This window comes from Pseudoduganella sp. SL102, from assembly GCF_027856995.1.
GTDB lineage: Bacteria > Pseudomonadota > Gammaproteobacteria > Burkholderiales > Burkholderiaceae_D > Rugamonas > Rugamonas albidiflava.
In genome coordinates this window covers 7,016,054-7,028,195 of sequence record NZ_CP115554.1, presented here as the reverse complement: position 1 = coordinate 7,028,195, position 12,142 = coordinate 7,016,054, and the positions used below count along the sequence as shown (strand labels likewise).

Here is a 12,142-nt window from a genome sequence, read left to right as displayed (position 1 = left end):
GGATGGCATGAACGAAGCAAAAGCCCGCCCGTACTACCAGTTTCCGGATGCACCCGTGCACTGGCTGCCGATCGCGGAGCTGGTGGATGGCGCGCTGTACATCGTCGATGCGCGCAACGCCTTTCTCGGCATCTGGCAGCGCGCCGAGCTGGCATTCCTCGTGGCGCGGCCGCTGCACGCGCCGAAGCGGGTGAATGGCCGGATGCGGTGGATACCGGAGGGACACCAGCTATCGCTCGAATACCACTGGGACAAAGGCGACAGCTTCGCAACGGCCCGGCCGCGCCGCTTCGTCGAGCACGTGCCGGGCAGGGACTGGGACAACCTCCTTGGCTACCTCCGCCGGCGGGAAGAGGAGTTCGCGCGGCAGACGGCGTTCTCGCTGCTGGCTCCCTGAGGAAGCATCGATATGCTCCTCCGGCCGGGCCGCTCGATGAGATGAACCAGCGGCTGCCTAGTTGGCGCCATCGACTGCGATGGCCTGCATCGCCGTCATCTTCTGTGCGGGCGACAGGCCGGGATGCCGGTCGATGCAGGCGAGCGCCATGGATTCGCATGCGCCGCGGATTCCCTGGTGATCGGCGCGCGACTCCTGCACGATCCGCCGCGATGCCTGGTCCACGCGCGCCCGGTACTGTTCGGACGAACGTGCCAGCAGGGGACCTTTGGCCAGGCGGGTGCCGCAGCTGAGCGGCTCATCGAGCAGCGCGCGATAGGCCGCGGCCCGCTGCTCCACCGCCTTGGCGCACGCCGCCACCAGCCCTTCCATTTCCGGATTGCCCAAAGCCTCGCCGCTCGGCGCCTCCTGCGCGGCAACGCCGGAGCACATCGCCAGCAATGCCAGTGCAAGCGAACAGGTTTTCATGTGGTTCTCCCTGAGATCGATGACGCGGCAGCTTACCAGAGCATGCTGTGGCTGGACCGTCGTCTTGCGCCTCGAGTGTGCCGGCGGAGCACGCAGGCGCGGCCTGTCATGCCTTGCGGCGGCGTGCCGCCACGCCCAGCAAGGCGAGACCGCCCAGCAGCATGGCATAGGTGCCGGGTTCCGGTACCGGCGTCACGCCATCCCACACCGACGAATAGCCTTCCACGATGACGAAGGTCTGGAGAAATCCGCTGGTCTCGGCGCCACCCGTGTTGGCGAAGCTGGCCGACAGCACGCCGTCCCAGCTGTTGCTGACACCGACCACGGTGTTGTCGTCGAGGACGTCGAAGCCGGCATCGATATAGCGTTCCTGCGCATCCGTCACGAACGTGCCATTTACCATCCCGCCCACGTTCAGCAGGGCATGGGATGTCGCATACTCGGCCATGTCGGCTTCCAGGTTGTAGCCCATGGAGGTGCGGGCGTGCATGTCCGCGACGACGCTGAAGGTGACCGCCGTGTTGGCGGACAGCGTAAAGGTATTCTCGGGCGTCGCGCCGATGGACGCGGCGCGATACGTGCCGTAGGCATCGAGGGCACTGTGCGCCGCGCCTTCCGCGGACATCCACGTGAACCCCGCCACGTTATTCGCGGTCATGATGCTGCCCACGGAAGACGACCACGCGGAGTGCGTCTCGCCCGTGAACAGGCCGCCCTGCTGCGGCGCGTAGTTCTGGAACTGGTAGCTCTCCGACACTTCGCCGAAGCCCTCGGCCCGGCTGTCGATGAACGAGGGACCGTTCAGGTTGAAGGTGAGCGACGGTGCGATGCCGTCGCCGGTATCCAGGTCGGTCAGCGTGATGACCAGGTTGCCGAAAGTCGCACTGCTGCTGGCATCCGCCAGCGCGGGGCCGGCCACCGCCGCCATGCAGGCCAGGGCCAGCGTATGTATTGCAAAGCGCTTCATGGGTTCTCCGTAGTGAGCTGCGTTCAGTGAGCTGCGTTCAGTGAGCTGCGTTCAGTGGAGCATGGTCCGTGAGCTCCGGTGAGCAGGCTTCATCCGGCACGGTGGCGGCGGCGAGCCAGCACGCCGATCAGCCCCAGCCCGCCCAGCAGCATCCCGTAGGTCGACGGTTCCGGCACGGCTGCCAGCACGGCGTCGCCCTGGATCGTGGCGTTGGCGCCGAACACGCCCTGGGTACTCGCGTCGCCCAGGTTGCTGAAGCTTGCCGACAGTACGCCGCTCCAGCTGTCCGATTCGCCCGCCAGCACGCTGATGCCTTGCTCGGCCAGGTCTTCCAGCGGCGTCACGCCATCCGCCGCCAGGCCGCCGGCGAACAGCTTCAGCATGGCCGAGGCGCTTTCGCTGTTGCCCTGCCATGGCGCGGCGATGGTGGTGCTGGCGCTCATCGACGCATCCAGTGAAAACACCACTTTCGTGTTGGCGGTCAGCGTGAAGTCGAGCAGGCCGCTCGGGCTGCCGGGCAGGCTGGCATAGCCCCAGAAATGCGAGCGCTGGCCGGCGCCGCTGTGAGCGCTACCAGACATGTCCGCAGCGGTGAACCCGACCCCTTCGCTGGAGCCGGTCACGCTGCCGGCCTGCGTCGCCAGGTCGGTATGCACGTTGCCCGCCACATTGGTGGCCGGCCAGGCGCCACGGTTGAAATACGATTTGTACTGGGCCCCCGGCTCGTTGATGCTGTCGCGATAGTTCAGCGCCTCGCCACGCACGAGGGCGCCTCCCATGTACATTGCCGGGTCGGGCAGGAACGAGATACCGGCTGCGATGCCATCGTTCGGATCGAGGTCGATCACCGTCACGGTGACGTGGTTGACTGCCAGGGTGCTGAACGCGTCAGCAAGCGCGGGACCGGCTGCAACTGCAAGGCAAACGGCCGCCGCCGCATGGGAAGCGACAAATTTCATTGAACCTCCTCGGGTTGTCATGAAGTCAAATATGCTGAGGATCTTGCGGCTTGTCCATCACCCGGTGCATTTTTTTTATTTTTACAGCGGGTAAAAAAGCCGCGTTTTTTGCCGCCGTTCCAGCCAGCTCTGCAGAATGAAATTGCATCGTCGAAGCCGCATTTTATCGCCGGGATATTGATCGGAACGCGATGGGAACGTTTCCCTTATTCCGTTGGAATTTGTTAACGGAAGCATTTTTTTGCCGAAAATTCCATACCTTGTTGCCGGCGAGGTTGCTATATTCGCCTGTCGACTATTGGTCAGGAAGTAACGCAAACCACACGGGGAGGGTGCTGCAATGACGAAATCCAGGGTTCGGAAACACCGATTTTTACGGCTGTTGATGGGAGCGCTACCAGCGTTGGCATGCGTCCATGTGGCCCATGCCGCCGAGCTGCGCCGGGCCTACATCGTCCAGCTGGCCGAACCGCCGGTCGCCAGCTATCGGGGCGACATCACCGGGCTGCGCGCGACCATGGTCGCCACCGGCCAGCGGCTCGATGTCTCCAGCACGCCTGCGCGCCAATACCAGGGTTACCTCAGCGGCAGGCAGGACCAGGTCAAGGCCCTCCTGCCGGCCGCCGCGATCACGCACCAGTACCAGGTGGTGTTCAACGGCTTTGCCGCGCGCCTCACCGATGCCGAAGTGCGCACGCTGAAAGCCAGCGGCAAGACGCTGCGCATCGTGCCCGACCAGCGCCAGCGCGTGATTACCAACTACACGCCGGCCTTCCTCGGCCTCGACCAGCCGGGCGGCCTGTGGGAGCAGCTCGGCGGCAGCGAGCAGGCCGGCGAAGACATCATCGTCGGCGTGATCGACACCGGAGTGTGGCCGGAAAACCTGTCGTACGCCGACCGGGTCGACAGCAAGGGCCGGCCCACCTTCGACGGCGGCGCCACCCTGGCATACGGTGCGCCGCCCGCGCGCTGGAAAGGCGCCTGCCAGGCTGGCGAAGGCTTCACGGAAGCGCAGTGCAATAACAAGCTGATCGGTGCGCGTTACTTCGACGGTGGGTTCCGGGCCAGCGGCAACGCGCTGCACTGGACCGAATTCCAGTCGCCGCGCGATTCGCTGGGCGGACCGGCCGGCATGGGCGGGCATGGCACCCACACGTCGACCACGGCGGCCGGCAACGCCAACGTGCCGGCCCTCGCACCGAACGGGGACATGCTGGCCCTGCGCAGCGGCATCGCGCCGCGTGCGCGCATCGCCGCGTACAAGGTGTGCTGGAGCTTCCGGCCGACCAACGCCGAGGTGGGCAACACGTGCTACGACAGCGACAGCATCGCCGCCATCGAGGCCGCGGTGACCGACGGCGTCGACGTGCTGAACTACTCGATCACGGGCGGCCTGAGCCCGCTGGAGCCCGTTGAACAGGCGTTCCGCCATGCGGTGACGGCCGGCGTGTTCGTGGCTGCCGCCGGCGGTAACTACGGTCCCGGCAACACTGTGAACCACATGGGGCCGTGGCTCGCCACGGTGGCCGCCGCCACCCATGACCGGACGCACACCGCCGCGGTCACGCTGGCCAGCGGCCAGGTCTTCCACGGCAGCTCGCTCAACGCGAAGGTGCTGCCCGCGACGCCGGTGATCCGCGCTGGCGCCGCCGTGGTGGCGGGCGGCGACAGCTCGTTTGCGCAGCAGTGTTTCGGCGCGGAGGAAGCCGGTGCCGTGCAGCTCGACCCCGCCAAGGTGGCCGGCAAGATCGTGGCGTGCTCGCGCGGCTTCATCGAACCGGCCCGGCAGGTCGACGTGGTGAAGGCCGCCGGCGGCGCGGGCGTGATCTTGCTGGACAACGGTTCCGGTCCCACGCTCAGCCTGTACAGCCTGCCCACCATCTATGTCGGCCAGGCGGACGGCGAAGCGATCTACGCCTACGCGGGCACGGCCGGCGCCCGCGCCGCGCTGTCGGCCAGCGAGCTGACGCAGATGTACGGCCCTGCGCTGGCCGACTTTTCCTCGCGCGGCCCGAACGTTTTCGATCCCGGCGTGATGAAACCCGACATGACCGCCCCGGGCGTCGATATCCTGGCCGGCATCTCGCCCAGCCTGAGCCCCGCGCAGCGCGGCGCCGTCGTGACGGGCACCGGGCGGGCCCACAGCCTGTCGATGTACATGTCCGGCACCTCGATGGCCACGCCGCACGTGGCCGGCATCGCCGCGCTGCTGAAGCAGCGGCATGCCGGCTGGTCGCCGGCCGCCATCAAGTCGGCGCTGATGACCAGCGCCCGCACCGTGCTGCCGACATCGCTCGAAGGCGACATGGACGGCACGCTGCCGTGGGGCCAGGGCGCCGGCCTGGTGGTGCCGAATGTCTCCGCCGATCCCGGCCTGGTGTACGACATCACCCCCGCCGACTACCAGCGCTATGTATGCGGCGCCAGCGGCGAAACCGTCGATTGCGGGCAAGGCAGCCTGCCCGGCCATGCGCTGAACCTGGCCTCCATCGCGCTGCCCGGCGTCGTCGGCAACCAGACCGTCACCCGCCGTGTCACCAACGTCGGCGACACGACCGCGCTCTACAACGCCAGCACCAGCCTCGATGGTTTCGATGTGACGGTCACGCCGGCCACGCTGCAGCTTGCGCCGGGCGAGACCGGCAGCTACTCCGTCAGCCTGGCGCGCACCGATGCCGCGCACGGCGCATGGAAGCTGGGCGAACTGGTGTGGGAGGATGGCGAGCGCAAGGTGCGCAGCCCATTGCAGGCGCGCTATAACAGCGGCGTGGAAGCCCCGGCGGTGGTCTCCGCCACCAGCACCAGCGGCACCCGCCAGATCGACGTGCAGGCGGGCTTCGATGGTGTCATGACGGCGGAGCGGGGCGGGATGCGCGAATACACCCGCCTGGCGCAGACCGTGACCCAGGCGCCCGCCGGCTCGATCGAATCGATGGACGATGTGGTGAATGCCTGCAAGGCGCGCGGCGCGGGCGTGAAGGCGGTGTCGATCGGCATCCCGAACAATACCGTCATCGCGCGGTTCGAGATCGCCAACCGGGACACCGAAGGCGGCGCCGACAACGACCTGGACCTGGCCGTGCTGGACCAGTACAACCAGCTGGTCGGCTACAGCGGCCACGCCGATTCGAACGAGAGCGTCACGCTGGTCAAGCCCGGCATGGGCGTGGCGAAGATCTGCGTGCTGGGTTACCAGCTCAAGAACGGCAGCAGCACCAGCTTCACGCTGTCGTATGCCACGGCGATTCCCAGGGATACCAGGGGCAGCGTCAAGCTGGCGCTGCCGGCCGCCGTGGCACAGGGCGGCTCGTACCAGGTGGGCGTCAGCTGGACCGGCTTGGAGCAGGGCAAGCACTACCTCGGCGGCGTGCACCTGCTGAACCCGGCCACGGGCGCCGGCACCGTCACGCAGCTCGACATCGATACGCGGGACGTGCCGCGGGAAGTGCCGACGGGGGCCTTCAAGCGGATGCGCGCCGAGCGGTAGGGTGATCGATCCCGGCCTTGTACCGCCGGTGCGCCGCGGGAGGCAGGGATTGAGGATCGCCTCTTGGTGCCCAGCTGGAAAGACAGCGTGAGGCAACAAAAAACCCGCAATGTCTTGAAAACATGCGGGTTCAGAGTTTTTTAATGCCGAGTGATACCAAAGGGTGGTGCGGGAACCGGAATCAAAAGCTGGTCTGTAAGCCGCATAGATGCTACGTTCTGCGATTCCGGTATAGAAAGATACCGACAAAAGTGCCGTGAATTTACAAAGGGACTACCCTGTGGTGCTCTTGCAACGCCCCAGCGCCGATCTGGGCGATGTCCTTGTGGACGGACGCCCGCGGCAAGCCCACGACGGTGAACAGCGGGTCGCCTTGGTGCGCGGCAGCCCAGTCCAAGGCGCTGCCCTGCAGGTCCATATCAACGAGCAGCACGCGGAATCCGAGCTGGGCGAAGCATGCGGTGAGTGCGATGGCGAGCGTGGTCTTGCCGACGCCGCCCTTCTGATTGAGCAGTCCAACGACGGCCATGTTTTCCCTTGAATGCGATTTTGAGGCAATACATTTTGCCGACAAGATATTATATTTAAGGCAACTGAATTGGCTTTCCAGTTAGCAACACTCATGCATCCAGCGACACGCCCGCCTACTTGCGTTAAACTGATGTATCAAACTTGAGTAAAGTGCCGCGAGCCGGGAGAACGACCATGAAAGCTTACAAACCGATCCTCAAGAGTCACCAAAACGGCGGTCATGGGTGGGACTTGGCTGAACTTGAGAAGTTCAAGCGCCTTCTATCGCTTCAACAATTGGTGAGCCAAGCGAGCTCGCTGGAGGCTATCGCTTCGGGGTACAAGTTCGACGAGTTCGCCCTTACTAAAGCAATTGAGGCGTCTTTCTCTAATCAAGCGTTGTGCCGAATCGAGCCGCAATTTGCGAAGAAAGTCGATATTTTGCGTTTGAACTATTTGTCAAGTTCATACGACGCTATTTTAAATTCGGCAGTGTCGAAGTTCTGCCATGCAGTTAAGTCAGCACCCTCTTATGCTAAAGCTCACTCATCAGAACCTTCTTATGCTAAGGCTCACTCACTGTCGTACTCGGTTGATCCAGATGAAGAACGTCGTAGACAGGTGTTGAAAAAGGTCCGTGGAATGTTGAAAAGGGATGGAGGGGAAATTACGGACGGCGTGGAATATCAGCTCAGGGAACGTGCTGAATGGGATTAGTGTTACTGGATAGTAATATTCTCATTGACCTTTTTAACGGTATCGGGGTAGCTGAAGTTGAGATCGCTTATCACGCAAACATCGCCATTAGCGCCATCACATGGGCAGAGGTGGCAGTGGGTTTAACCTCGTCACAGCTCGTGGAATTTGAAGAGGTTGTCAGCAACTTGCCGATCTATATCCTCCATACTGACGACAGTATCATTAAGGAGAGCGTTAGACTTCGGAAGATGAGCATTACCAGAAAGAAGGCTGGCACAGGCGACAAGCTGAAAACACCTGATGCCATTATCATGGCGACCGCGAACGTGACCGGGCGCACTTTGATCACCCGCAATCCAGGCGACTTTAGGGACGTAAAACTTATGCGTGTTCCATATCAAGTCACCGACAACGTAGTTCACAATATTGCAGCGCGGCCAGTGTAACGCGATGCACCGTCTTTCGGCCAAACGAAAGATTTCATGATTTATACGTGTCGATATCGGGTGTGTACCATTGATCTCGGCGCGCAGGCCTGAGCAAGCACGTTGAGATCAACCGATATTGTCGAAATTTTGCGAGCTGTCAGAGCTTGGGGTTAGGGTTTTTGGCAGTGAGAGCGGCAAATTGCGCCCAAGCTTCATCCAACGCGTTGACAAGGTGGTCCCGGCCTCCAAGGTAATCACGCCACTCTCCTTTCGAGAGTCGGCCAGACGGCGCCTTGCTGTCGTCAAGAACATCCCTCGCCAGATCACCGACGATGTCATCCCGGTTTTTCTGCGTCCTCAGCCATTGACGGAATGATCCGGCTGGCTTCCGCGTCCACGCGCTTTCGGTAACGCGAGCGCGGGCGTCGGTCAGATCCACATCTTCACCACTGTACTCGTACAGGTGCAAGCCACGAACTGCCTCGTCGATAATGCGCGCCATATCATCGTCAGGAATGCCCTCCAGTTCTGGAGTGTCTGGAATTTCGATCTCGATCTTCATGATTTTAAGCTTCGGAATGATAGTCGCAAATTTCACATTCGGCTGTTGCCCACGGTCCGGTGGCGACGATGTCCTTCGATTTCTCTTCCGCGCATTGCCCGCACATGACCATGTGTGGATGGTGCTCTCCTGCATACTTAAGCATGAGGTCGCCGATCACTGTGTACACTTTGTTGCCAACGTCCCTTGGGTCTCGCATTGCATATCCTTGTTGAGCCAGCTGCGCTGGCGAGAAAAGATAGTAGCCTGCGCGGCGCGCCGAATCAACGACATCAAGTTTTTGATGGAGCGTTTGCAATCACGCGTTTGCAATCGGGCAAACGCAGTCCATCGACATGGTCAAAAGACACCCCGTGGGTTACACTCAGCCGCTTTCAGGAGTCCACCAACGATGAAGCTGATCAATTTGCCCGTTCCAGGTGGACGAGCGACTTTCTTTCTCAACCGTGATCACGTGCGCTCAGTCACTTGTAGCCTTGCAACGTTCAGCCAGAAAGTCGTCATCAAGTTGGAGACCGTGGCCCACACTTACGAGCATGTCGTCGCTACGCGGGAAGAGGCCCAAGCGTTTATGAAGGAAAACTTTGGTGTTGAGGATGAGCTTACGCTAAGCAGATAGATGGATCTGTCCGGTCGGAAATTAGGGCAGGAACGTACTGGTCACTTCTTCAGCCAATATCCGACGATGGTTCCAATGGCGCCAAATGCCCATTTCTGATGAGCATCAGAATATGCCTGCTGCGCAAGCACCACGTACAGAGCAGCTGCAAGTATTGCCAGCGTGACTATTATCGACATGACCACTTGATGAGACACGCTTGGCGCGTAACGATGAGGGCCTTCTTCGGGTGGGGAGATCTGGCTTGCGGCTGGCGCCTCTACATCGTCTTCCCCGAATGGCAGATACCCACGGCATTCAGTAGGAAGCGGGTACTCCAAGGTAGCTCGGAATTCCTCTTCTAGCGCCGCCAGCTTTCGTTGACGATGATATGTCCAGAAAAGCAGCGATATGCCTGCGACTATCACTATCCATGGCCACCAGTGCAGAATGCTTTCCATTACAGCGCCCTCCCGAGGAACCTCGTCCCCTCAGATTAACCTCAAGCCGTCTCCGGGGAAAGATGGAAGAACAGGAATGGTGCGTTCCAGCTACAGCTATGTGTAAGGATGAGCATTTGCGGCCACCCCGGATTCTATAAGGAGGGGTCTTTTCCGGTCGGAAGTTGAGGAAGGCAGGGCCATCAGCGGGCGGTGAAATTACTAAGACTTCACCCTCCGCCCGTCAAGCGTTATGCCTCCACTGTTGTTTTAGTTCAGTCACCGGTGACTGAACTAACAGTACGGAACAAAAACTCTCGACGGGTCTTCGATAGATGGGTGAACATAAGTGAGGAACAGCTCTGTATGCGGCCAGTCGTTCATAACGGATGAGCAATCTGCAGCAGCAGTGTATCCACTCAAATGCGCTTTCATCGACCCAATGCCATCGCCAAGCTCTTCGCGTGACGCGTACATAGAGATATCTGGATGTGCTGCATCGCTACATGTTGACTATAAATCTGAAATATCAGAATTGAAAAGAAACAATGTACCATAAATATAAGCCATTAAGAAACCTGTTATCAAAAGTTAACTTGCGCAGTGCGTTGATGGCAATATGGGCGTATTCCCAGAATATCATGAACAAGCGGCCGTTAAGTCCCCAGCTGCATGGCGGGCAAAACATAAAGAAGTTTGTCCATCTACACCAGCTTTCCACACTTACCCGCGAAGTAATTCTTAACTGCCAGGAGTTTGGGGGAGTTGAATTTACCTATGGGACTCTGGCTTCGAGCATGAATGCGATTAGAGATATCCAGGGCTTCATTGCTCAGGGCAGGATAGATAGAGGGAATCCGGACCAGGTTGTGGATGACTTGCATCCCCTAGTACACACTCAATGGTCTTTGAATAGAAGGAACGAACGAGCCTCCTATATCCTGCGATATGCTCAAATATATGGAAAAGAAGAGCTTAATAAATTCATCGTGGAAGAGTTTGGGGTGCCCATTGTTGAGTGCTATTATCTAGCTCTTTATGCTACTGCCAGTTTGCAGTCACAGCCAGGATTCCTCGCTACCCAAGAACTGGAAACCTTTGGGATATCATCTGAGCAGTCTGGCCAATTCTTCCGAAAGCTGTCATCTCCAATCAGAGAAATTAAAGAGAAACTAAAGGCGTTAGAGCGGTACGACGATAATTGGGAGTACACTTGGAACGCAGTTTCAGCAACACCATTCATTATTCTTGAGCATGCTCATCCGGAGCGGCTATATTGCCCAATGCCATCTTTTATTTGGGGAAGATTAGGGCATGGTCTATTTTATGATTTGAAAGATTTCAAGAATTTCGGAAATCACTACGGTTCTGCATTTGAAGGATATATTGGTGAGCTGTTGGAGTCTACTTTGCAGGAAGGCCGATTTACGATTGTTGGTGAAACACCTTACCACATGGACGGAAATCTAAAGCACGGAACTGACTGGATTGTGACTGATGGTTTTTCTAATATATTTATCGAGTGCAAGACAAAGAGAATGACTCTCGATGCTATACAGCTTTCTGCTGAAGATGCATTGCGAAGACAACTGAATGTGCTCGCACAGGCTGGAGTGCAATTATACAAGAATATGATCGAGGCTCAGAACGGCCTGCCTCACTGGGATAAAAACGATAGGAAATCCTACCCAGTAATCGTTACTTTGGAGGATTGGATTCTTTTCGGGCCGCCGATCAAAGATAAGTTTAATGCCGAGTTGGAAGCGCTGTTGGAGAGGGAGGGGCTTGAAAAGGCCATAATGGTATCTTCCCCTATAACGGTCGTGTCATGCCAGGAATTTGAGGAAATGGTGGCCGTGCTCAGCGCTACAGGAATAGAAGAATTCTTTATGAAAAAAAATAGCGAGCAATATAACGAATGGATGGTTGACGTTTTCATTAGAAGTGCCTTCCCGAACATTCCAGCTGTACACTATGAAAAAGTAGAAAAAAAATGGAATGAACTTGATGCGAAGCTTCGGATAAATTCGCAAGAAGCGAAGTAGGCGTGTTTTATATCCCTGCTCCGGCTGTTGCGTGTAACTTTTGTCGCTGCAATGTCCAGAAGTAAATTCGTAATGCGCGCTGTCGGTTAACGCGCTTAAAAAACGTCGAATGTGCAAACTTAGGCTTTCAAGGTTCTTCCCGTGGCGGTGAAAGTAAATGATTTTATGGAGGTTTTTCAAAGGCCCTATAAGGTTTCGCGTTTACACGCCCCAAACGATGAACGGTAACGCATAGCGGACTGCGCTTATATCTAGGACTTCGTCTTTTGGTAAGATCAATTACTAGTAACTGACCACGCAAGCGCGAAGGAAGACGGGTGTCCGCTTTCCTGTGGCCCTGCTTTCGCGGTTACTGGACGACGTAACAGTCGCCGTTATTCCAGCATGGGTAGATGATGATCGTCGGGCGCCCTCCGATGTTGCCGTAATGGGAAATAGCGAAGCCACTGTCTACGGTTTGGTTGACGGTCATAACGCTGAGAAGGTCAGTTGCTTGTTCAAGTGAAACGTGTTGCATATTGCTGTGAATTCCTTTAGATATACCCTACCCGGCTGCCGTGCCGAGATAGAAGTGAAAAGTCC

The 12,142-nt window shown here is 58.7% G+C and carries 14 protein-coding genes; 6 read left to right on the top strand and 8 right to left on the bottom strand.

Annotated features, from left to right (window positions below):
• Positions 1–7: 7 nt before the first annotated feature.
• Positions 8–397 carry a hypothetical protein gene (locus OU994_RS29805; protein WP_281608840.1) on the top strand — a complete coding sequence of 130 codons (390 nt, stop codon included), beginning with the start codon at positions 8–10 and terminating at the stop codon, positions 395–397.
• Between the two features lie 57 nt (positions 398–454).
• On the opposite strand, the gene OU994_RS29800 is transcribed toward OU994_RS29805, so the two are convergent.
• From OU994_RS29800 to OU994_RS29785, 4 genes are all read right to left on the bottom strand, one after another.
• Positions 455–865, bottom strand: a complete 411-nt coding sequence (locus OU994_RS29800) for a hypothetical protein (protein WP_281608839.1) — start codon at positions 863–865, stop codon at positions 455–457.
• A gap of 106 nt (positions 866–971) precedes the next feature.
• On the bottom strand, positions 972–1,832 hold the full coding sequence (locus OU994_RS29795; RefSeq protein ID WP_281608838.1) for a PEP-CTERM sorting domain-containing protein: 861 nt from the start codon (positions 1,830–1,832) through the stop codon (positions 972–974).
• 89 nt (positions 1,833–1,921) lie between these two features.
• The gene (locus tag OU994_RS29790; RefSeq protein WP_281608837.1) at positions 1,922–2,791 is read right to left on the bottom strand and encodes a PEP-CTERM sorting domain-containing protein; all 870 of its coding nucleotides are present in this window, start codon (positions 2,789–2,791) and stop codon (positions 1,922–1,924) included.
• A 25-nt stretch (positions 2,792–2,816) separates the two neighbouring features.
• A complete protein-coding gene (locus OU994_RS29785) occupies positions 2,817–2,939 on the bottom strand; it encodes a hypothetical protein (protein ID WP_281608836.1) in 123 nt (40 codons plus the stop codon).
• Between the two features lie 255 nt (positions 2,940–3,194).
• On the opposite strand from OU994_RS29785, the gene OU994_RS29780 reads away from it, so the two are divergent.
• Entirely contained in the window at positions 3,195–6,278 is a 3,084-nt protein-coding gene (locus OU994_RS29780; RefSeq protein WP_281608835.1) for a S8 family serine peptidase, read from the top strand.
• 262 nt (positions 6,279–6,540) lie between these two features.
• Here OU994_RS29780 and OU994_RS29775 read toward each other — a convergent pair whose 3' ends face one another.
• Complete coding sequence (locus OU994_RS29775; protein WP_281608834.1) at positions 6,541–6,807, bottom strand: ParA family protein; 267 nt, start codon at positions 6,805–6,807, stop codon at positions 6,541–6,543.
• Positions 6,808–6,983: 176 nt separating this feature from the next.
• On the opposite strand from OU994_RS29775, the gene OU994_RS29770 reads away from it, so the two are divergent.
• Both OU994_RS29770 and OU994_RS29765 read left to right on the top strand, forming a co-directional pair.
• Entirely contained in the window at positions 6,984–7,505 is a 522-nt protein-coding gene (locus OU994_RS29770; protein ID WP_281608833.1) for a hypothetical protein, read from the top strand.
• The gene (locus tag OU994_RS29765) at positions 7,496–7,933 is read left to right on the top strand and encodes a PIN domain-containing protein (RefSeq protein WP_281608832.1); all 438 of its coding nucleotides are present in this window, start codon (positions 7,496–7,498) and stop codon (positions 7,931–7,933) included. The genes OU994_RS29770 and OU994_RS29765 overlap by 10 nt, the downstream gene beginning before the upstream one ends.
• Positions 7,934–8,072: 139 nt before the next feature.
• Here the strand turns inward: OU994_RS29765 and OU994_RS29760 are convergent, their stop codons facing one another.
• On the bottom strand, positions 8,073–8,477 hold the full coding sequence (locus tag OU994_RS29760; protein ID WP_281608831.1) for a YozE family protein: 405 nt from the start codon (positions 8,475–8,477) through the stop codon (positions 8,073–8,075).
• A 4-nt stretch (positions 8,478–8,481) separates the two neighbouring features.
• Complete coding sequence (locus tag OU994_RS29755; RefSeq protein WP_281608830.1) at positions 8,482–8,775, bottom strand: hypothetical protein; 294 nt, start codon at positions 8,773–8,775, stop codon at positions 8,482–8,484.
• Between the two features lie 93 nt (positions 8,776–8,868).
• Here OU994_RS29755 and OU994_RS29750 point away from each other — a divergent pair, with 93 nt between their 5' ends.
• Positions 8,869–9,096, top strand: a complete 228-nt coding sequence (locus OU994_RS29750) for a hypothetical protein (RefSeq protein ID WP_281608829.1) — start codon at positions 8,869–8,871, stop codon at positions 9,094–9,096.
• A gap of 41 nt (positions 9,097–9,137) precedes the next feature.
• On the opposite strand, the gene OU994_RS29745 is transcribed toward OU994_RS29750, so the two are convergent.
• Positions 9,138–9,536 carry a hypothetical protein gene (locus OU994_RS29745; protein WP_281608828.1) on the bottom strand — a complete coding sequence of 133 codons (399 nt, stop codon included), beginning with the start codon at positions 9,534–9,536 and terminating at the stop codon, positions 9,138–9,140.
• Between the two features lie 620 nt (positions 9,537–10,156).
• Here OU994_RS29745 and OU994_RS29740 point away from each other — a divergent pair.
• On the top strand, positions 10,157–11,560 hold the full coding sequence (locus OU994_RS29740; RefSeq protein ID WP_281608827.1) for a hypothetical protein: 1,404 nt from the start codon (positions 10,157–10,159) through the stop codon (positions 11,558–11,560).
• The last annotated feature ends 582 nt before the right edge of the window (positions 11,561–12,142 follow it).

What these genes read in the sequence shown, in the direction of transcription:
- OU994_RS29805 (WP_281608840.1), top strand. Translation starts at nt 8, where the DNA reads ATGAACGAAGCAAAAGCCCGCCCGTACTACCAGTTTCCGGATGCACCC.
- OU994_RS29800 (WP_281608839.1), bottom strand. Translation starts at nt 865, where the DNA reads ATGAAAACCTGTTCGCTTGCACTGGCATTGCTGGCGATGTGCTCCGGC.
- OU994_RS29795 (WP_281608838.1), bottom strand. Translation starts at nt 1,832, where the DNA reads ATGAAGCGCTTTGCAATACATACGCTGGCCCTGGCCTGCATGGCGGCG.
- OU994_RS29790 (WP_281608837.1), bottom strand. Translation starts at nt 2,791, where the DNA reads ATGAAATTTGTCGCTTCCCATGCGGCGGCGGCCGTTTGCCTTGCAGTT.
- OU994_RS29785 (WP_281608836.1), bottom strand. Translation starts at nt 2,939, where the DNA reads ATGCAATTTCATTCTGCAGAGCTGGCTGGAACGGCGGCAAAAAACGCG.
- OU994_RS29775 (WP_281608834.1), bottom strand. Translation starts at nt 6,807, where the DNA reads ATGGCCGTCGTTGGACTGCTCAATCAGAAGGGCGGCGTCGGCAAGACC.
- OU994_RS29770 (WP_281608833.1), top strand. Translation starts at nt 6,984, where the DNA reads ATGAAAGCTTACAAACCGATCCTCAAGAGTCACCAAAACGGCGGTCAT.
- OU994_RS29765 (WP_281608832.1), top strand. Translation starts at nt 7,496, where the DNA reads ATGGGATTAGTGTTACTGGATAGTAATATTCTCATTGACCTTTTTAAC.
- OU994_RS29760 (WP_281608831.1), bottom strand. Translation starts at nt 8,477, where the DNA reads ATGAAGATCGAGATCGAAATTCCAGACACTCCAGAACTGGAGGGCATT.
- OU994_RS29750 (WP_281608829.1), top strand. Translation starts at nt 8,869, where the DNA reads ATGAAGCTGATCAATTTGCCCGTTCCAGGTGGACGAGCGACTTTCTTT.
- OU994_RS29745 (WP_281608828.1), bottom strand. Translation starts at nt 9,536, where the DNA reads ATGGAAAGCATTCTGCACTGGTGGCCATGGATAGTGATAGTCGCAGGC.
- OU994_RS29740 (WP_281608827.1), top strand. Translation starts at nt 10,157, where the DNA reads ATGAACAAGCGGCCGTTAAGTCCCCAGCTGCATGGCGGGCAAAACATA.